Genomic DNA, 19,046 nt, shown 5'->3' with positions numbered 1-19,046 from the left:
ACGACAACCTGGGGGTCCCCCCGGCCGGAGGCTGGGGGATGAGCGTGCGTGCCAGGCCCCACCGGCCAGGAGGGACTTTGACGACACGACCTAGTTCTCCAGGCCCTCGGCCGCCCGGATCGCGTCCCGGTAGACCCGGGCCGCCGCGCGCAGCGCCGTCTCCGGGTCGGTCCCCGCGGCCTCGGCGCGCGCCGCCAGCTCCAGCAGTTCGTAACCGACGCCCTCGCCCCGGGGCAGCTCCACGGCGACGCCGGCCGCCCGGACCCGGCCGGCGAGCTTGGCGGCGAGGGCGAGCCCGGGCTGGCCCAGCGGGATCCCGTCGGTGACGGACTCGCGCTGCTTCTCGACCGCCTTGGTGGCCTGCCAGTGCGCGCTGACCTCCTCCGGCGTCTCGGCCTTCTCGTCGCCGAAGACGTGCGGGTGGCGGTGGATCAGCTTCTCCACCAGGCTCCCGGCGACGTCGTCGATGGAGAACGCCTCGTCGGCGGTGCCGGCATCCCCGGTGGCCTCCTCGGCGATGCGCGCGTGGAAGACCACCTGGAGCAGGACGTCTCCCAGCTCCTCGCGCAGTTCGTCACGGTCGCCGACCTCGATCGCCTCGACCAGCTCGTACGCCTCCTCGATGGCGTACTTCACCAGCCCCTCGTGGGTCTGGCGCGAGGTCCAGGGGCATTCGCGCCGGACCCGGTCCATCACCTGGACCAGGTCGAGCAGCCTCGCTCCGGGCAGGTCGTAGGAGCCGGGCAGCAGTTCCAGGTCGGGCATGGCGACGCGGCCGGAGCCGGCGAGGCGGGCCAGCCCGTCCGTGAGCCGCTGGTCTCCCTCGCCGCCCGGGATGACGACGACGGTGCGGCCTCCGGCGCAGGCCTCGACGAGTTCGTGCGCGTCGGGGGCCGCGTGCTCCACCTCCACACCCGCCTCGCGCAGGTACGGCAGCTGCGGGTGGCCGGGGTCGGCGCACAGCACCCGGTCCGCGGCGTGCAGGGTCTGCCAGGCCGGCCAGGACAGCAGGCCGGGGGCGACCCGGTGGCTGGCGGTCAGCAGGACGATGCGGCCGGTCGGCTCGGCGGCCGGCTCGTCGGCGGGGGCGGGTTCGGCGGTGTGGTCGGTCACCCTCCGAACCTACCTCCGCCCCGCGGACTCAGGCTCCGGCGGGGGGCGCCTGCTCGGGCTGGGTGCGCTGGGTGATCCAGGGGGTCTCCTGGTCGCCGAGCAGGATCTGCCGCGCGTCCCAGCGGCCGTAGCGCGGGTTGACCTCGATGTGCAGGGCCTTGGCGGCCGCGCCGAGCTTCTCCAGCGCCTTCTCCTGGCTGCCGTAGTGCTCGAAGAGCTTGTCGCGCAGCAGCTTGAAGCGGGTGTCCGCGTCCATCTGCCCGGGGGCCAGCTGCGCCTGCTGGAGGGCCGCCTCCGCCAGCGCGTCCTCGTCGCCCGCCTGCTGGAGCTGCGCCTTGCGGACGTCCTCGATCTCCTTGGTGCTCACGCTCACCCCCGCGTCCTCGGCGGCGCGCTCCAGGACGGCGGACTGGATCATCTTGTTCAGCTTGACGCGTTCCAGGCCGGGAGTGGCGCCGATGAGCTGGGCGCCCTGCGCGGAACGGTTCTGCGCGGTGCGGACGTCGTTCACCTGGGCCTGGAGCGCGGAGGTGGTGATCCGTTCACCGCCGACGACGGCCGCGGTGCCGGGGCGGGACTCGCCCGAGCAGGCGGCCAGCAGAGGGGCCGCCACGAGGAGGGCGGCGGAGACGGAGAGCGCTGTGCGACGGTGCAAAGGAGCCTCCAGGGCCGGGGAGATTGTGCGTCAGTGCACAAGGCCGTGCGGTGATCGATGGTATGCAGTCAGGATGGTCCGGGCCACCGGTTCGACCAACGATTCCGGGAGCGTTGAGGTGCGTGTTCACCCCCCGGCCACCGCCCGGCCCTCCGTTGCTGCGAGGGTCGGCCCACCATGTCGACACCGCAGCCTCCGCCCCACCGCTCCGCGCGCCGGACCAGTCTGCTCGGCTCGGCGCTCGCCGCCCTGGTCACGGCGGTGGCCGTGTGCGCCGGGGACGCCGCCGCGCGCGTGTTCCCGTACGGGCCGCGCCATCGCAGCGTGAACGACCTCGGCAACCAGTTCGTGCCCTTCCACGCGCACCTGTGGGACCTGCTGCACGGGCGGGCCGAGGGCGGTCTGCTCCTCAACTGGCGGTCCGGGTACGGAACCAGCTTCCTGCCCGACCTGGGCACCTACCTGACCAGCCCGTTCGCCGTGCTGGTGGCACTCTTCCCGCGCGCGGAGATAGACCTCGCGGTGTACGTCGTCACCGTGCTCAAGATGACCGCCGCGGCGGCGGCGATGGCCTGGCTGCTGCGCACCCAGCGCCAGGGGCCGTGGTGGGCGGCCGGGCTGCTGGGGGCCTCGTACGCGCTGTGCGGCTGGTCGGTGATCGAGGCCGCGTACAACCCGATGTGGCTGGACGGGCTCATCGCCTTCCCGCTGCTGTGCCTGACGGGCGAGTGGGCGCTGCGCTCGCGCCGCCCGGTGGCGGGCGCCCTGGTGGTGGCCGTCTGGTGGACGGCGAACTTCTACACCGCGTACATGGCCACGCTCGGGGCGGCGCTGGTGCTGCTGGTACGCGTGGTGCTGACCCGGGAGGGGTTCCGGGAGCGGGCCCGGGTGATCGGGCGGGCGGCGGGGACGACCCTGCTGGGCATCGCCCTCTCGGCGCCGGTGCTCGTACCGCTGTTCCTGAGTTCGAGGCAGGCGTACCCGGGGTGGTTCAAGGAGTTCCGGCCGGTGCCGTGGCCGGACCTCTTCGCCCGGCTGATGCCGGCGACGTACTCCTTCTCCTCCCCCGCCGTGTTCGTCGGGACCGGGACGCTGCTGCTGGCGGCGGCCCTGCCGTTCCACCGGGCGGTGCCCGCCCGGACCCGGTGGTGGTGGGCGGGGCTGGCCGGGGCGGTCCTGCTCTCCTTGCAGTGGGCTCCGACGCATCTGGCCTGGCACGTCTTCGCGACCCCGAACGGGAGCCCGTACCGGCAGACCTTCGTGCTCGCCGGGATCCTGGTGATCGCCGCCTGGACCGGCCTGGCGGCGGGCCTGCCGGGGGTACGCGCCCTGGCGGCGGGGGCGTGCGTACTGGCCGCGGCGGCGGCCGCGGCCCAGGTGGGCGGCAGCGGGCTGACGACGGCGTGGGGCTACGGGCTCTTCGGCGGCGGGCTCGCGGTGACGGCCGGGGCCTGGTGGGCGGTGCGCCACCGCCGGGCGGCCTTCGCGGCGGCCGGTCTGCTCGCGGTGGCGCTGGTGGCGCAGGCCGCGGCGACGACGGCCTACGGCCACAAGGGCAAGCTGGCCGGGCTGGACGACTACCCCTCCTGGACCCCGGCCCACACCGCGCGGGCCGAGGCGCTGGCAGGGGCCGAGGGCTGGCCGGCGTACCGGACCGATCCGAGCCGGCCGGCGCTGTCGGGCAACGACCCGCTGCTGCTGGGCGGCGAGGGCGGCTCGTACTACAGCAGCCACACCCCGGACGTGTTCACGCGGACCATGGCGGCCCTCGGCGCGGGCTGGACCTCGCGGGGCCGCAATGTCCAGAGCCTCGACAACCCGGTCACGGACGCCGTGTTCGCGGTGGGCGCCCGGCTGCGGCCCGACGGCACCGTCGCGCGGGCCGAGGTGCCCCCGCTGGTGACGGTCCGCCCGGCGGGATCCCCCGCCGCCGGGTACGGCGACTCCCCCTTCGCCAACCAGGAGCTCCTGCTGGGCGCGAAGGTCTACGAGGACCCCGTCGCGCCCGGGGTCTGCCGCGCGGGCACCGAGGCCTACCTCTGGGCCCCCGAGTACAACGCCACGGCCCGCCTCGCGGACGGCCCGGCCTTCCGGCTGAACGGCAACGCCCCGCGCAACCGGGCAGCCCTCCAGCCGATGGGCCCCTCCCACGGGCCCGGCTCGAAGCTGGTCTTCGACCGGCCCGCCCCGCCCGCCTGGACCCTGTCCTGCCTGGACCGGGCCCGGCTCGCCCCGGCGGTGTCCGCGCTGCGCGCCTCGGCCGCCACCTCCGTACGGGCCGGCTCCTCCGGCGTCCGCGCCACGCTGCCGCCGGGCAGCACGGGCACGGCGGTCCTGTCGGTCCCCGCCATCGCGGGCTGGACCTGCAACGGGCGCCCGGCCTCGGCCCACCTGGGCCTGGTCGCGGTCCCCCTGGACGGCCGCACCACCAGCGTCGACTGCGCCTTCCGCCCGCCGGGCCTGCTCCCCGGCGCGGCCGTGGCCGCACTGGCGGCGGCGGTCCTGCTCGCCCTGGCGCTCAGGCGCCGTCAGCGCACCTGACCCAGCCACTGGAGGGTGCGGCGGATCTCCACCGGGAGGGGGTGGGCCGGGCCGTGGAGGCGGTCCGCGTCGAAGAGGAGGCGGACCAGGGTGTCGTGGGCCGCCGGGCGGTCGCCGAGGGAGAGCAGCAGGTGCGCGATCCGGCGGCGGACCTCCAGGGGCAGGCCCGGGTCCGGGTTGGCGTAGTGGTTCTCGAAGAGGGGCAGCAGGGAGCGGTACTCGGCGAGGGCCGCCGCCGGTTCGCCGAGCTGTTCCAGGCACTGGGCCGCGTCGTAGCGGAAGCGCAGCGCCTGCGCGTCCCCGGCCGGGAACTCGTCGGCGAGACGGCGCAGTTCGGGCAGGGCGCGGCGGTACTGGCCGTCGTCCATCAGCGTGGCGGCGTACTGCTTGCGCAGGCTGCGGACCACCGGCGAATGTTCGCCGTGCTCCGCGGCGGCGGCCGGGAGGATGCCGCCGAGGATGTCCACGGCCTGGGTGAGCTGCCCCTGGTCCAGGAGCCCCCGGGCCTCGTCCACCGCGCCCGGGATGTCCGGCCGGGGCGGCGACGGCGGCGTGGCCGGGCGCGGGGGGATGACGGCGGCCCGGTCGGGCCAGGGGGCGTGGGGGCGCAGGAAGGGGCGGGTCGGATCGAGGGGGCCGGCCGGGGAGCGGCTGCCGCGGACGGGCAGCAGCGGCGTGAGGGCCTCGTACACCTCCTGGGCGGAGGCGGGGCGGTCCTGCGGGTCCTTGGCGAGGAGGCGGAGCAGGACCGCCTCCAGCTCCTGCGGGACCTCGGGGCGCAGCCGGCGTACCGGGACCGGGGGCTCGTACAGGTGCCGGTGCAGCACGCCGAGGGCGGTGGAGCCGGCGAAGGGGACGTTGCCGCTGAGGAGTTCGTAGAGCAGCACACCGAGGGCGTACAGGTCGGTGTACGGGCCCACGGCGCCGCCCATGGCCTGCTCGGGCGCCATGTAGGCGGGGCTGCCGATCGGTGAACCGGTGCTGGTGAGACGGGTGGTGTCGGTGTCCATCACCGAGGCGACGCCGAGGTCCAGGACGAGCACGGTGCCGTCCGGGCGGAGCATCACATTGCGCGGTTTCAGGTCACGGTGCACGATCGGCACCGCGTGCACGGCCGACAGCACCGCGCACAGCTGCGCCACCACCGCGACCGCCCACGGCCAGGGGTACGGATCGTGCTCGGCGAGGTGGTCGGCGAGGTCGGAGCCCTCGACGTAACCCATGACGAGGTACAGCTCGTCACCGTCGCTGCCCGCGTCGTGCACCGTGACCAGACCGGGGTGGTCCACCTGCGCCGTGACCCGGCATTCGCGCACGAAGCGGCGGCGCAGCTCCTCGGCGACGGTGCCGGGGCCGGCCACCTTGTCGGGGCGCAGCAGTTTGACGGCGACCCGGCGGTCCAGGCGGCGGTCGTAGGCCGTCCAGACCTGGCCCATGCCGCCCTGGCCGAGGATGGTGGCGAGCTGGTAGCGCTCGCCGATCAGCCGTTCGGGACCGGTCACCGGGTCGGGTCCTGGGACGCCGTCTGGTTCGGGTCCTGGTAGGGGCCGCCCGGCTGCGGGGGCTGGGCCGGGGACTGCTTGCGCAGGAGTTCACTGAGCTCGTCGAGCTCGGCGCGGACCTGCCCGATGCGCGGCGGCGGGGTCACGTGGGGCGGGCCCTGCGGAGCGGCCGGGACGGGGGTGTGCGCGGGCGGGTAGCCGTACGCCGGCCCGCTCTGCCGCGGCTGCGGCGGCGCGTACGGCGCGGGCGCGGGCGCCCCGTACCAGGCGGCCGCCGGGTGTACGGAGGCCCTCGTCTCGTGGTGCTTGATGTCGGCGACGAGGAAGTACACGCACACCGCGAAGCCGGTGAGGAGGGAGCCGCCGGCCCCGAGGTCGCTCTGCCAGCCGTTGGTTTCGGCGGTCGGGTCGAGCCCGATGAAGGTGATCCACGCGACGGACAGCGCGCCGCTGACGACGAGCAGCACCCAGTCCCGCGTCTTACGGGTGACCAGGGCGAGCCGCAGCATCGAGCCCCAGGCGAAGAAGCCGCAGCTGAGCACGGGCAGCGCCGCGAACAGCACGCGCAGCGTCACCACGGCTCCGGAAGAGGGCCGGTGGCCCTGGGGGCCTTGGTGCGGCGGGATGCCGGGGGCGTGCATCGATGCTCCTGACGGGCCGTACGGAAGAGGTTCCGTCCGAGGGTATACAGCCTTTCCGGCCGTTCGTGAGGGGATGGACCCAACCGTTGCAGGGTCGCTGCACAAGACTCACCCCGGCAGGACAGAACCGTCCGACAGACCGTCGTACAGGCCTTGTACGAGTCGCTCCCCCAGCCGTCCCGCCGGCCTCAGCGCGTCCTCGAACTCGGCGAGCGCCCGGAACCGTTCGCCGTAGCGGCGCTGTTCGGCCAGCGGCAGCCGGGGCAGCTGGAGCCTGCGGCCGTCGAGGCGGGTGGCGGTGGAGGCGTGGCTGCTGGCGCGGCGGTTGTTGGCGGTGCCGCGCAGGAATCCGGCCACGAACCAGGGGCCGAGCGCGGCCGGGTCGGGGCGCAGCAGCTGGAGGTTGCGGCCGAGCACCGCTCCCGCGCCGCTCGCCGGGTCCGTACCGATGACCCGGGCGATGCCGACGGCGCCGACGACGGGGACGACCACGTCGCCGGGAGCGGCGACGACCGGCTCGTCGGCGGATCCGGCAGCGGTGGCCGGGCCGCCCGGCGTCCCGGAGGGCGCGGTCCCGGCGTACACGTCGTGCTCGGTGAGGACGGCGGTCCCTCCCGGCCCGGCGGCCGCCCCGCTCCCCGCGCGCAGCACCAGGGCTCCGGCGCGGGCGAGTTCACCGATGGTGGTCTGCGGCAGCCGGGCCGCGGCCTCACCGGCCGGGGCGGCGGGCGGCGGGGCGAGCCGGGCCGCGCGGGCGAGGGTGTCGTCGAGCCGCGCCCCCGCCGGGGCGCGGAAGCAGGCGAACCGGGCAAACGGAACCGCACTCTCCACCCCCCATGACGTCCGTCACCACAGGCGACTAGAGTGCGCCATTCCGCTTACTGGCTCGCTCTTGAGGAAGACTATGCACAGAGCAATCCGTCGCACCCTCGCGGCAGTTGTCCCCGCCGCAGTGGCTCTGACACTGCTGACGCCTCCGGCCGCACAGGCCGAGACCGTCACGTCGGGTCCGTACACGTCGGTCTTCAACTACCCGACGGTGCACGGCACCTACGACTTCTCGATCTCCAGCCAGCTGAACGGCCTGATCGACCTCGCCGACTCCGGCACCCTGTACATGAGCATGTACTGGCTCAACAACGCCACGTCGATCCAGGACAAGTTGCTCGCGGCGCAGTCGCGCGGCGTGACGCTGAAGATATCCGTCGAGAAGTCCGTCAGCGGAACCCTCGACACCTTCGCGTCGAAGCTCACCGGCAACAGCTCCCTGACCCTGTGCCAGAACAGCTGCCTGGGCAACGGCACGGGCGACGAAGGGGCGATATCCCACAACAAGTACGCCGTGTTCGACTCGCTGGGCGACGGACGCAAGAACGTCGTCTGGCAGTCCTCGCAGAACATGGCTGGCGGCCAGGACGGTGAGATCAACAACGCGGTCACCGTCGCGGGAAACGCCACGCTGGCCTCACGCTTCCGTTCCGCCTTCAACCGGCAGGTCCAGCACGCCGGCGACTCGCTGCACACGACGTACGACTACACGTACGACGACCCGACGGCCCCGGTCGAGGCGATCTTCTTCCCGCGCGACACCGCCTCGGACGCGGCCCACTACGGCAACGCCGACATCCTCGCCTCCTTCATCGACAAGGTCGTCTGCACACCCACCAGCGGGGGTCGCATCCGCCTCGCGGCAGCCGAGCTCGACCAGAGGTCGACCCGTCCGGCCGTGTACGAGGCTCTGGACCGCAAGCGCAAGGCGGGCTGCGCCGTGGACGCCATCGCGCGCGACTACAGCAGTCTCGGCGGCAACAACGGCATCAACGAGCTCACCGCGCTGGACATCAACGCGTACGGGCTCCGGGCCGGCGGCTGCCGGTACAAGATCCGCGGGTACTCCTGCAATCGCGCCACCGTGCACTCGAAGTACCTGCTGACCGAATGGACGGACGCGGCCGGCAAGCAGGTCCGGCACGTCTACACCGGTTCGCACAACTGGACCTCGGGCGCGCTCAAGCGCAACGACGAGACCCTCCTGCGGATCGACGACGCCGGTACCTACCAGGCGTTCGTCGACAACTTCAACAAGGTCCGGGATGCCGCGGTCGACCTCGACGCCGCCAAGTACGGCACCTCCTCGGCCCACTACTCGCGGGTGAACGTGGGCGCGGCGGGCGACCAGCACTACAGCGCGATGGCATCGAGCGGCTCGGCCACGAGCACGTACACGGCCGTCGTCTACGAGAACGGCGACCGGCACGACGCCGCGGACACCGAACTCGGCACCGACGTGTACATCCGCATGTACAAGGACGGCGTCCCCCTGTGGGACGAGAAGAAGCTGAGCACCAGCGGCACCAACGCCACCTGGTCGAACCAGAAGCCCGATGTCGGCATCGACGACAACGGCAACGCGGTCGTGGTGTGGGCGGCGGACCCCGACGGGAACAAGTACGCCGACATCAGCGTACGGAAGGTGAGCGCGAGCGGTACGGTCACCAGCCTGCCCCGCCCGCACGCCTCCGGCGACGGCGACCAGCTCCGCCCGACCGTGGCCGTCACCGGGACCGGCGTGTACAGCGTCGCCTGGGAGGACACGGCCGACGGCTCGACCCTCAACCAGATCTACGCGAGCAGCTGGGACGCGGCCGGCGCCCTGCGCTACCAGGACGTCAAGGTCAGCACCATCGCCGCGGGCGCGGCCGGCTCCAACCGCCGCCCCGACGCCGCGGTCGACGCCGCCGGCAACACGGCGATCGTGTGGGAGGAGGACGCCGACGGCAACGGCGGCATCAACGTCGGCCTGGCCAAGCTGAACACGACGGGCGGATTCGCCGTGGCCCGCAAGGTCGCCAACTCCCTCACCGACGGACAGCAGTCCAAGCCCGCCGTGGCGCAGACCGCTGACGGCCGGATCGTCGCCACCTGGTCGGACGAGTACACCACCGGCACGGGCACGCTCGTGCGCCCCGAGCGGATCCATCACCGCGCCTTCTCCGCCGACGGTACGCCGACGGCCGCCGAGGCCCGGACCGTCTCCGAGAACGGCACGACCGAGGAGCCGGTGGACCCCAACCGCCCGGTCGGCGCCCAGTCCGACCCCGACGTGGCCGTGTCGGACGACGGCACCTTCGTCGTGGGCTGGCGTGAGGTGTTCGTCGACGGGTTCCACGACGTGTGGGCCCGCGGATTCAACGCCGACGGGACCACGGCCGGGCGGCTGCCCGTCAGCCGAATGAACGTGGTGACCGGCGGCCACCAGTCCGGCGTCGCGGTGTCGCTGGCGCCGAGCGGCCGCCTGGCGCTGACGTACTCGGACGACTACGACCAGAACGGATTCAACGAGATGCGCCTGCGCGACGGCTTCCTCAACCAGTAGCCCCGCACACGGTACGGCTCGCGGCACGACGCCGGCTTCCGGGACCGCTGTACAGCGTCCCGGAAGCCGGCGCCGCCTGCCTCGCGGGGCCCTACGAGCCGAGGATCGTGGTGAGGAACTCCCCGGTCCAGCCCAGCAGTTCACGGCCGACGAGCGGCTTCCCACCGACCCGGGCGGTCTTCGGCCGCGGCACCAGCACCTGCGAGGTGGCGGGCTTGAGGACCGTGCCGGGGTAGAGCCGCTTGAGGCGCAGCTCCTGCGATTCGCGCAACTCCACCGGCCCGAAGCGGATGTTGGGGCCCTGGAGGGTGATGTCGCCGACCCCGCAGGCGCGGGCGAGCATCCGCAGCCCCGCCACCAGCAGCAGGTTCTCCACGGGCTCCGGCAGCTTGCCGTAGCGGTCGGTCAGTTCCTCCCGTACCGCCTTGACGTCCGCCTCCGAGTTGGCGGCGGCGATGGACCGGTACGCCTGGAGGCGCAGCCGCTCACCGGGCGCGTAGTCGTGCGGGACGTGCGCGTCGACCGGCAGCTCGATCTTGACCTCCAGTGGCGGCTCCTCCTCCACCCCGCCCTCGATCTCCGCCCGGTAGTCGGCCACCGCCTCGCCGACCATGCGGATGTACAGGTCGAAGCCGACGCCCGCGATGTGGCCGGACTGCTCGCCGCCCAGCAGGTTGCCCGCGCCGCGGATCTCCAGGTCCTTCATGGCCACGTACATGCCCGCGCCCATCTCGGTGTGCTGGGCGATCGTCGCGAGCCGCTCGTGCGCGGTCTCGGTGAGCGGCTTCTCCGGCGGGTAGAGGAAGTACGCGTACCCGCGCTCGCGGCCGCGGCCCACGCGCCCGCGCAGCTGGTGCAGCTGGGAGAGGCCGAAGTTGTCGCCGCGCTCCACGATCAGGGTGTTGGCGTTGGAGATGTCGATGCCGGACTCGACGATGGTCGTGGAGACCAGCACGTCGAACTTCTTCTCCCAGAAGTCCACCACGACCTGTTCGAGGGCGCTCTCGCCCATCTGCCCGTGCGCGGTCGCGATCCGCGCCTCCGGCACGATCTCGCGCAGCTTGGCGGCCGCCCGGTCGATGGACTCGACCCGGTTGTGGATGTAGAAGCACTGGCCCTCGCGCAGCAGCTCGCGGCGGATGGCCGCGCCGATCTGCTTCTCCTCGTACGGGCCGACGAAGGTCAGCACCGGGTGCCGCTCCTCCGGCGGGGTGGTGATCGTCGACATCTCGCGGATGCCGGTCACCGCCATCTCCAGGGTGCGCGGGATCGGGGTCGCGGACATGGTCAGGACGTCGACGTTGGCGCGGAGCTTCTTCAGCTGCTCCTTGTGCTCGACGCCGAACCGCTGCTCCTCGTCGACGATGACCAGGCCCAGGTCCTTGAACCTGGTCTCCTGCGAGAACAGCCGGTGGGTACCGATGACCACGTCCACCGAGCCCTCGCGCAGTCCTTCCAGGGTGGCCTTGGACTCGGCTTCGCCCTGGAAGCGGGACAGTGCCTTCACGTTGACCGGGAACTGGCTGTAGCGCTCGGAGAAGGTGCCGAAGTGCTGCTGCACGAGGAGCGTGGTCGGCACGAGGACGGCGACCTGCTTGCCGTCCTGGACCGCTTTGAACGCGGCTCTCACAGCAATTTCGGTTTTACCGTATCCGACGTCGCCGCAGACCAGCCGGTCCATCGGGACCGACTTCTCCATGTCCTCCTTGACCTCGGCGATGGTGGTGAGCTGGTCGGGCGTCTCCACGTACGGGAAGGCGTCCTCCAGCTCGCGCTGCCACGGGGTGTCCGGGCCGAAGACGTGGCCGGGCGCGGCCATGCGCGCGCTGTAGAGCTTGATCAGGTCGGCGGCGATCTCCTTGACCGCCTTCTTCGCGCGCGCCTTGGTCTTCGTCCAGTCGGCGCCGCCGAGCCGGTGCAGGGTCGGGGCCTCGCCGCCGACGTACTTGGTGACCTGCTCCAGCTGGTCGGTGGGGATGTAGAGCCGGTCGCCGGGCTGGCCGCGCTTGGCGGGGGCGTACTCGACGAGGAGGTACTCGCGGGTGGCGCCCTGGACGGTGCGCTGCACCATCTCGACGTAGCGGCCGACACCGTGCTGCTCGTGCACGATGTAGTCGCCGGCCTCCAGGGTGAGGGGGTCGATGGACTTGCGGCGCCGGGTCGGCATCCGGCCGAGGTCCTTGGTGGCGGTGCGCTGCCCGGTCAGGTCGGTCTCGGTGAGGACGGCCAGCTTCAGGGCCGGATCGACGAAGCCGTTGGCGATCGAACCGCAGGCGACGTGGACGATCGAGGGATCCAGGGCGCCGAGGTCCGCCTCCAGGCGGGCGGCGATGCCCTCACCGCCGAGGACCTCGACGGTACGGGCGGCCGGGCCGTGGCCCTCGGTGAGGTAGACGATGCGCCAGCCGTCGGCGATCCAGCCCTTGGTGTCGGCGAGCGCGCGGGCGGTGTCGCCGCGATAGGCCTCGGGGGCGTGCATGCCGAGCTTCAGGACCGCCGGCTCGCCGGCTGATGTCACCGTACCGTCACCGGCCGTCTCGTCGGCGGCGAAGGGGGAGACCGACCACCACATCATGCCCAGCTCGCGGGCGTGGTCGCGGATGTCCGCGATCCCGCGCAGGGAGGCCGCGCCGACGTCGATGGGGGCCTCGCCTCCGCCCGCGGTGGCCGCCCAGGAGGCCATCAGGAACTCCTGCGAGGTCGCGACGAGGTCGGAGGCCCGCGTACGGACCCGCTCGGGATCGCAGACCACCGCCATCGACCCGGCCGGCAGCACGTCGATCAGCAGCTCCATGTCGTCGACCAGGACCGGGGCCAGGGACTCCATGCCCTCGACGGCGATCCCCTCGGCGATCTTGTTCAGTAGCTCGCCCAGCTCGGGGTGCGCCTCCGCGAGGGCCGCGGCCCGCTCCCGTACCTCGTCGGTCAGCAGCAGCTCGCGGCAGGGCGGGGCCCACAGCCCGTGGTCGGCGATCTCCAGGGACCGCTGGTCGGCCACCTTGAAGTAACGGATCTCCTCGACCTCGTCGCCCCAGAACTCCACGCGCAGCGGGTGCTCCTCGGTGGGCGGGAACACGTCAAGGATCCCGCCGCGTACGGCGAACTCCCCGCGCTTCTCGACCAGCTCGACGCGGGCGTACGCCGCCGCGGCCAGCGCCTTGGTGATCTCTCCGAGGTCGACGCTGTCGCCTTGGCGCAGGCTCACCGGTACGAGGTCACCGAGCCCCTTGACCTGCGGCTGGAGCACGGACCGGATGGGCGCGACGATCACCGAGACGGGTCCGGTGGCCGGGTCGTCCTTGCTGGGGTGCGCGAGCCGGCGCAGTACGGCGATCCGGCGGCCGACGGTGTCGCTGCGCGGGCTGAGCCGTTCGTGCGGCAGCGTCTCCCAGGAGGGGTAGTCCACGATCTCGTCGGGCGGGAGCAGCGAGCGCAGGGCTGCGGCCAGGTCCTCCGCCTCCCGCCCGGTGGCCGTCACCGCGAGGACGGTGCGCTCGGTGCGCCGGGCCAGCGCGGCGATCGCGAAGGGCCGCGCGGCGGGCGGGCCGACGAGGTCCACGTGCATGCGGTTGCCGTCCCCGGCCGCGGTGACCGCCTCGGCGAGGGCCGGGTCCCGGGTGACGGCGTCGAGCAGTCCGTGCAGGCTCATGAAAAGTGCTTTCCATCCGGTGGCAGGGCTTGAGGTCTGGAGGGGCAACGCGAACGGCCCGACACGTGAACGGGCCGGGGCTTCCCACCCTACGCCCGACCACCGTCACCGCACGGGGGCACGGGGGCACGGGAGCACCGTGCGCCGCCACCGACGACGCCGGCCCCGGACCGCCCTCTCGGGCGGCCCGGGGCCGGCGTTCCCGCGTGCGGCGGTGCTAGTCGCTGGCGATCGCGTTCAGGACGTTCATCCGACCCGCCCGGAAGGCCGGGACCAGTGCGGCGAACAGGCCCACGAAGGCGGAGGCCACGAACACCCCGAGGATCGTCGGCCACGGGATCTCCAGCACCTTCAGGCCCTCCAGCGCGAGCAGCTGCTGCGCGGTGGCGCCCCAGCCCATGCCCAGCCCGAGGCCGAGCAGGGCGCCGAAGAGGGCGATGACCACCGACTCCAGGCGGATCATGCGGCGCAGCTGACGGCGGGAGAGGCCGATGGCGCGCATCAGGCCGATCTCGCGGGTCCGCTCGACCACCGACAGGGCCAGGGTGTTCACCACGCCCAGCACCGCGACGACGATCGCGAGGGCGAGGAGCCCGTAGACCATGTTCAGCAGCTGGCCGACCTGGTCCTTCAGGGACTGCTTGTAGTCGGCCTGGTTGCGCACCGCGTACTGCGGGTACTCCGCCAGCGCCGCCTTGACCTCCTTGTACGCGGCGTCGGCCTGGCCGTCCTCGGCGCTGGCCAGCAGCATGAAGGGGCGCGGCATCCTGTCGGCCGGGACGTTCGCCTCGGCGACGGCGGTGCTGACGTACTTCATGGTCTTGTCGAGGTTGCCCTCGTCGCTGGTGATCGCCGCGACCTTGAGCTTGACCGTGTTGCCGCCGGTGAAGGCGACCGTCATCTCGTCACCGAGCTTGATGTGGTGCGCCTCGGCGTAGATCGAGCCGACCGACATCGCGTCCTTGCCGTACGCCGCCGCGTGCTCGCCGGCCACCATCTTGCGCCGGATGTCCTGGGCGTACGTCGGGTCGGTCGCGCCCAGGCCCACCTCCTCGGTGGTCCCGTCGGGGGCGGTGACCTTCGCCCGCACCTCGCGGTAGGCGGTGACGTGGTCGAGCCGGGTGTTCGCCCGCAGCGCCTGCTCGGCCTGCGGCATGACCGGCTGCCCGGTCTGCGAGTTGACGATGTAGTCCGCGCCCACCGACTTGTCGAGCTCGTCGGTGGCCGAGGCCACCATCGAGGAGCCGACCACCGACAGGCAGGCGACCAGCGCCAGTCCGATCATCAGCGCGGCGGCGGTGGCGCCGGTACGGCGGGGGTTGCGCAGCGCGTTGCGCTCGGCGAGCCGCCCGACGGAGCCGAAGGGCCGCAGGACCGGGGCGGACAGCGCCCGGACCACGACGCCGGCGAGCAGCGGGCCGATCACGATGAAGCCGATGAGGGTGAAGACCACACCGACCCCGAGCCAGAGCGAGCCCGCTGCGGCCTTGTCGGCGGCAGCGGCCAGGAACAGGCCCGCGGCTCCGATGCCGGTGACGGTCAGGCCGAGGACGGCGCGGACGATGCCGGCCTTGCGGTCACCGGGGGTGCCGGCGTCGCGCAGGGCGGCCATCGGGGAGACCTTCCCGGCCCGGCGGCCGGGGACGTAGGCGGCGACGACGGTGACGACGATGCCGAGGACCAGGCCGACGACCGGGGTGGTCCAGGCGATGGTCAGGTCGTCGGTGGACAGCTTCATGCCCATCTGGCCCATGAGTTCCATGAGGCCGACGGCCAGGCCGACGCCCGCCGCGACACCGAGGAGGGAGCCGACGACGCCGAGCAGGAAGGCCTCGACGAGCACGGACCGGTTGATCTGCCCCCGGTCCGCGCCGATGGCGCGCATCAGGCCGATCTCACGGGTGCGCTGGGCGACCAGCATCGAGAAGGTGTTGAAGATCAGGAAGATGCCGACGAGGAAGGCGATCCCGGCGAAGCCGAGCATCACGTACTTCATGACGTCGAGGAAGGAGCCGACGTCCTTGCGGTTGGCGTCCGCGGCTTCCTTGGCGGTCTGGAGCGTGTAGGTGTCCGCGCCGACGGCACCCAAAGTGCTTTCGATGGACCGCTTGAGCTGCGCGTCGCTCACCCCGTCCTTGGCGGTGACGTTGATGTGCGTGAAGGCACCGGGGGCGCCGAGCAGCTGCTGCTGGGCGGTGGCGGTGTCGAAGTAGACGACCGTCGCGCCCGGGTTGGTCACCGTGAAGGAGGCGATTCCGCTGATCTTGGCGCGGGTGTCGCCCGTGACGGCGATGGTGCGCAGTTCGTCACCGATGGCCAGGTGGTGCTTCTTCGCCGTGTCGCCGTCGACCATCACCTCGGTGGGGCCCCGCGGCGGGTGGCCGGAGGTGATCTTCATGGACTTGAGCTCGTTGTCGGACCAGTTGCCCGCGATGGTCGGGGCGCCGGTGGTCGAGCCCACGTTCTCGTTCTTGGCGTTGACGACCGTGACGGACATGGAGAGCACGCCGCCCTCGGCCGACTTGACGCCCTCGGCCTTCTGGACCTGGGCGACGACCGAGCCGGTCAGCATCTCGGGCTTGCCGGTGTCCGGGTTCTCGTCCCCGCCCCCGGCCGCCTTGGGGCTGACCGTGACGTTGGAGTTCGTGAGCGCGAACAGCTTGTCGAAGGTGGTGTTCATGGTGTCGGTGAACACCAGGGTGCCGCAGACGAAGGCGACGGACAGCAGAACGGCTATGGCGGAGAGCGCCATGCGCCCCTTGTGCGCGACGAAGTTGCGCCGCGCGGTCTTCATGACGGTCACGAGGTCCGCCCGCGAGCGTCGAAGGCCTTCATGCGGTCGAGTACGCCGTCGGCGGTGGGGTTGATCATCTCGTCGACGATGCGGCCGTCGGCGAGGAAGATGACGCGGTCCGCGTAGGAGGCGGCGACGGGGTCGTGCGTGACCATGACGATGGTCTGGCCGAGCTCGTCCACGGACTTGCGCAGGAAGCCGAGGACCTCGGCGCCCGCCCGGGAGTCCAGGTTTCCGGTCGGCTCGTCACCGAAGATGATCGCCGGGCGGGCGGCGAGGGCGCGGGCGACGGCCACGCGCTGCTGCTGGCCGCCGGAGAGCTCGGTCGGGCGGTGCTTGAGGCGGCCCGCGAGGCCCACGGTCTCCACCACCCGGTCCAGCCACTGCTGGTCGGGCTTGCGGCCCGCGATGTCCATGGGGAGCGTGATGTTCTCCAGGGCGTTCAGCGTCGGCAGCAGGTTGAAGGCCTGGAAGATGAAACCGATCTTGTCCCGGCGCAGCTGGGTGAGCTTCTTGTCCTTCAGGCCGGTGATCTCGGTGTCGTCGAGCTGGATCTGCCCGCTGGTCACCGTGTCGAGGCCGGCCAGGCAGTGCATCAGCGTGGACTTGCCGGAACCGGAGGGGCCCATGATCGCCGTGAACTGGCCGCGGTGGATGTCCACGTCCACCGCGTCGAGGGCGACGACGCGGGTCTCTCCGGACCCGTAGGCCTTGACCACACTGCGCGCCCGGGCAGCGACGAGGCCGTGGCCACCGGTACTCCCGTGCCTGGTTTCGGTCATCGCCGTTGTCACGGTGCTCTCCTCATTCGTCATTCGTCAGTCGTCGTTCGTCGTTCGTCGTTCGTCTGCGTGCGTACGTCGCCGTGATGAAGTCTGTGGCGCGGGGGTGTCCGGCGCGCTGGTGCCCGTCGCCGTATCCACCGGGGGGTTAACCCCACCCCCGCGGCGGCCCCGCTCATATGAATCAGTTAAGGACGCGCCGGGACCTTCGGCCTCATCCGCCGGGACGAAAGACCCCTGGCCCCTTGGGGGGAGCAACCCTTAGGGGTTCTCCACCTTTCGGCGGAAGAGAAGTGAGGGATACCGCCGGGCACACCCCCGGTGAGATGGTGTTCTCCGCGTCCGGACGTCCGGGGGCGAGGACGTGGAGGGGGCCGGGGTGGCGGCGGGCGAGAACACGGCGGAGGCCCCGGAAGGAAACGTTTCCGCCACCTCGGGCCCCTCATCGGCCCCGCCCGGACGCCCGCCCACCCCCGTGGTCGTCTCACTGATGCTGAGCATGGCCCTCGTGGCCCTCGACGCGACGATCGTCTCCACCGCCGTCCCCCAGATCGTCGGCGACCTCGGCGGCTTCTCCCTCTTCTCCTGGCTCTTCTCCGGCTACCTCCTCGCCGTCACCGTCACCCTCCCCGTCTACGGCAAGCTGAGCGACACCTTCGGCCGCAAGCCCGTCCTCCTCTTCGGCATCGCCCTCTTCCTCGTCGGCTCCCTCCTGTGCGCGACCGCCTGGAACATGGCGGCGCTCATCGCCTTCCGGATCGTCCAGGGGCTCGGCGGCGGCGCGCTCCAGAGCACCGTGCAGACCCTGGCCGCCGACCTGTACCCGCTGAAGGACCGGCCCAGGATCCAGGCCCGCATGACCACCGTCTGGGCCTCGTCCTCGCTCCTGGGCCCCGCGCTCGGCGGCCTGCTCGCCGCGTACGCGGGCTGGCGCTGGACCTTCCTGATCAACGTGCCGGCGGCCGGGCTCGCCCTGTGGCTGACCGCCCGCCACCTCGTGGAACCCGTACGCTCCCCCGGACGTCGGGGGCCAGTGGACTGGGCGGGGGCGCTCTGCGTCTTCGCCTGCGGCGCCGTGCTGCTCTTCGCGCTGGTGCAGGGCGGCGTCGCCTGGCCCTGGCTGTCCGCGCCCTCGCTGGCGCTGCTGGGCACGAGCGCGGCGCTGGCCACCCTGGTGGTCCACGTGGAACGCCGGGCCCAGGAGCCGATCCTGCCCGGCTGGGTGTGGCGCCGGCGCACCATCGCCGCCGTGAACCTGGCCATGGCGGCGGTGGGCCTGCTGATGGTCGCCCCGATGGTGTTCATGCCGACGTACGCGCAGTCCGTACTCGGCCTCGGGCCCGTCGGCGCCGGGATCCTGACGGGCCTGATGACCCTCACCTGGCCCCTGTCGGCCGCCTTCTGCCAGCACCTCTACCGGCGCATCGGCTTCCGCGACACCGCCGCCCTCGGGATCGCTCTGGCAGCGGTGATCCTGTTCGCCTTCACCCTGCTCCCGCATCCCGCCCGGCCGTGGCAGCCCGCGCTGGTCATGCTGCTGCTGGGGGCCGCCCTCGGCCTGTTCCAACTGCCGCTGGTCGTCGGGGTGCAGTCCACGGTGGGCTGGGCGGAGCGGGGCACCACGACGGCCTCGGTGCTCTTCTGCCGCACCGTCGGCCAGAGCGTGGGCGCCGCGCTGCTGGGGGCCGTCGCCAACGCGACCATCGCCGCCAGGCTGGCCGACGCCCCGGTGCCCGGACTCCCCGACCGGCTGGACGACGTGGCGCGGGCCCTGACCGACCGGCACACCCTCCCGACGGCCGCCGCCGACCACCTGCGCGAGGCGGTGGCCACCGCCGTGGACCACATCTTCCTCGGCGCGACGGCCGCCGCCGTGGCGGGACTGCTGATCCTCCTGCTGGTCGCCCCACGCGTCTTCCCCGTACTCCCCGAACGCCACTGACTTGTCATGCCCAGCGCCCATGGGCGACCCTCGTCCCCAGGACCGCCCAAC

The 19,046-nt window shown here is 72.5% G+C and carries 10 protein-coding genes and 1 pseudogene; 3 read left to right on the top strand and 8 right to left on the bottom strand.

The window, feature by feature from the left end; all coding sequences use genetic code 11:
• Positions 1-90: 90 nt before the first annotated feature.
• Together ACWDYJ_RS26315 and ACWDYJ_RS26310 are read right to left on the bottom strand one after the other, a co-directional pair.
• Positions 91-1,113, bottom strand: coding sequence for a nucleoside triphosphate pyrophosphohydrolase (locus tag ACWDYJ_RS26315; protein WP_451568055.1), 1,023 nt, complete (start codon positions 1,111-1,113; stop codon positions 91-93).
• Positions 1,114-1,141: 28 nt separating this feature from the next.
• The gene (locus ACWDYJ_RS26310; protein WP_451568054.1) at positions 1,142-1,768 is read right to left on the bottom strand and encodes a SurA N-terminal domain-containing protein; all 627 of its coding nucleotides are present in this window, start codon (positions 1,766-1,768) and stop codon (positions 1,142-1,144) included.
• Between the two features lie 177 nt (positions 1,769-1,945).
• On the opposite strand from ACWDYJ_RS26310, the gene ACWDYJ_RS26305 reads away from it, so the two are divergent.
• Positions 1,946-4,309, top strand: a complete 2,364-nt coding sequence (locus ACWDYJ_RS26305) for a YfhO family protein (protein ID WP_451568053.1) — start codon at positions 1,946-1,948, stop codon at positions 4,307-4,309.
• On the opposite strand, the gene ACWDYJ_RS26300 is transcribed toward ACWDYJ_RS26305, so the two are convergent.
• The 3 genes and pseudogenes from ACWDYJ_RS26300 to ACWDYJ_RS26290 form a co-directional block, all read right to left on the bottom strand.
• On the bottom strand, positions 4,297-5,811 hold the full coding sequence (locus ACWDYJ_RS26300; protein WP_451568052.1) for a protein kinase domain-containing protein: 1,515 nt from the start codon (positions 5,809-5,811) through the stop codon (positions 4,297-4,299). The genes ACWDYJ_RS26305 and ACWDYJ_RS26300 overlap by 13 nt on opposite strands.
• Positions 5,808-6,452 (bottom strand): hypothetical protein, encoded by a 645-nt coding sequence (locus tag ACWDYJ_RS26295; protein ID WP_451568051.1) that lies wholly within the window; start codon positions 6,450-6,452, stop codon positions 5,808-5,810. Before ACWDYJ_RS26295 ends, ACWDYJ_RS26300 begins: the two co-directional genes overlap by 4 nt.
• Positions 6,453-6,560: 108 nt before the next feature.
• Positions 6,561-7,226 (bottom strand): annotated as a pseudogene (locus ACWDYJ_RS26290) (SAM-dependent methyltransferase); the annotation flags it as partial.
• A 130-nt stretch (positions 7,227-7,356) separates the two neighbouring features.
• Between ACWDYJ_RS26290 and ACWDYJ_RS26285 the strand changes: the two are divergent.
• Positions 7,357-9,828, top strand: a complete 2,472-nt coding sequence (locus ACWDYJ_RS26285; protein ID WP_451568050.1) for a phospholipase D-like domain-containing protein — start codon at positions 7,357-7,359, stop codon at positions 9,826-9,828.
• Positions 9,829-9,919: 91 nt separating this feature from the next.
• On the opposite strand, the gene mfd is transcribed toward ACWDYJ_RS26285, so the two are convergent.
• The 3 genes from mfd to ACWDYJ_RS26270 all read right to left on the bottom strand — a co-directional run bounded on the left by mfd (position 9,920) and on the right by ACWDYJ_RS26270 (position 17,053).
• Positions 9,920-13,477, bottom strand: a complete 3,558-nt coding sequence (gene mfd, locus ACWDYJ_RS26280) for a transcription-repair coupling factor (RefSeq protein ID WP_451568049.1) — start codon at positions 13,475-13,477, stop codon at positions 9,920-9,922.
• Positions 13,478-13,694: 217 nt separating this feature from the next.
• The gene (locus tag ACWDYJ_RS26275) at positions 13,695-16,280 is read right to left on the bottom strand and encodes an ABC transporter permease (RefSeq protein WP_451568048.1); all 2,586 of its coding nucleotides are present in this window, start codon (positions 16,278-16,280) and stop codon (positions 13,695-13,697) included.
• Positions 16,277-17,053 (bottom strand): ABC transporter ATP-binding protein, encoded by a 777-nt coding sequence (locus ACWDYJ_RS26270; protein ID WP_451568047.1) that lies wholly within the window; start codon positions 17,051-17,053, stop codon positions 16,277-16,279. The genes ACWDYJ_RS26275 and ACWDYJ_RS26270 overlap by 4 nt, the downstream gene beginning before the upstream one ends.
• Before the next feature lie 364 nt (positions 17,054-17,417).
• Here ACWDYJ_RS26270 and ACWDYJ_RS26265 point away from each other — a divergent pair, with 364 nt between their 5' ends.
• Positions 17,418-18,995, top strand: a complete 1,578-nt coding sequence (locus tag ACWDYJ_RS26265) for an MFS transporter (RefSeq protein ID WP_451568046.1) — start codon at positions 17,418-17,420, stop codon at positions 18,993-18,995.
• Positions 18,996-19,046: the final 51 nt, after the last annotated feature.

The organism is Streptomyces sp. NPDC003042 (assembly GCF_053591315.1).
This window is presented reverse-complemented; position numbering and strand designations above follow the sequence as displayed.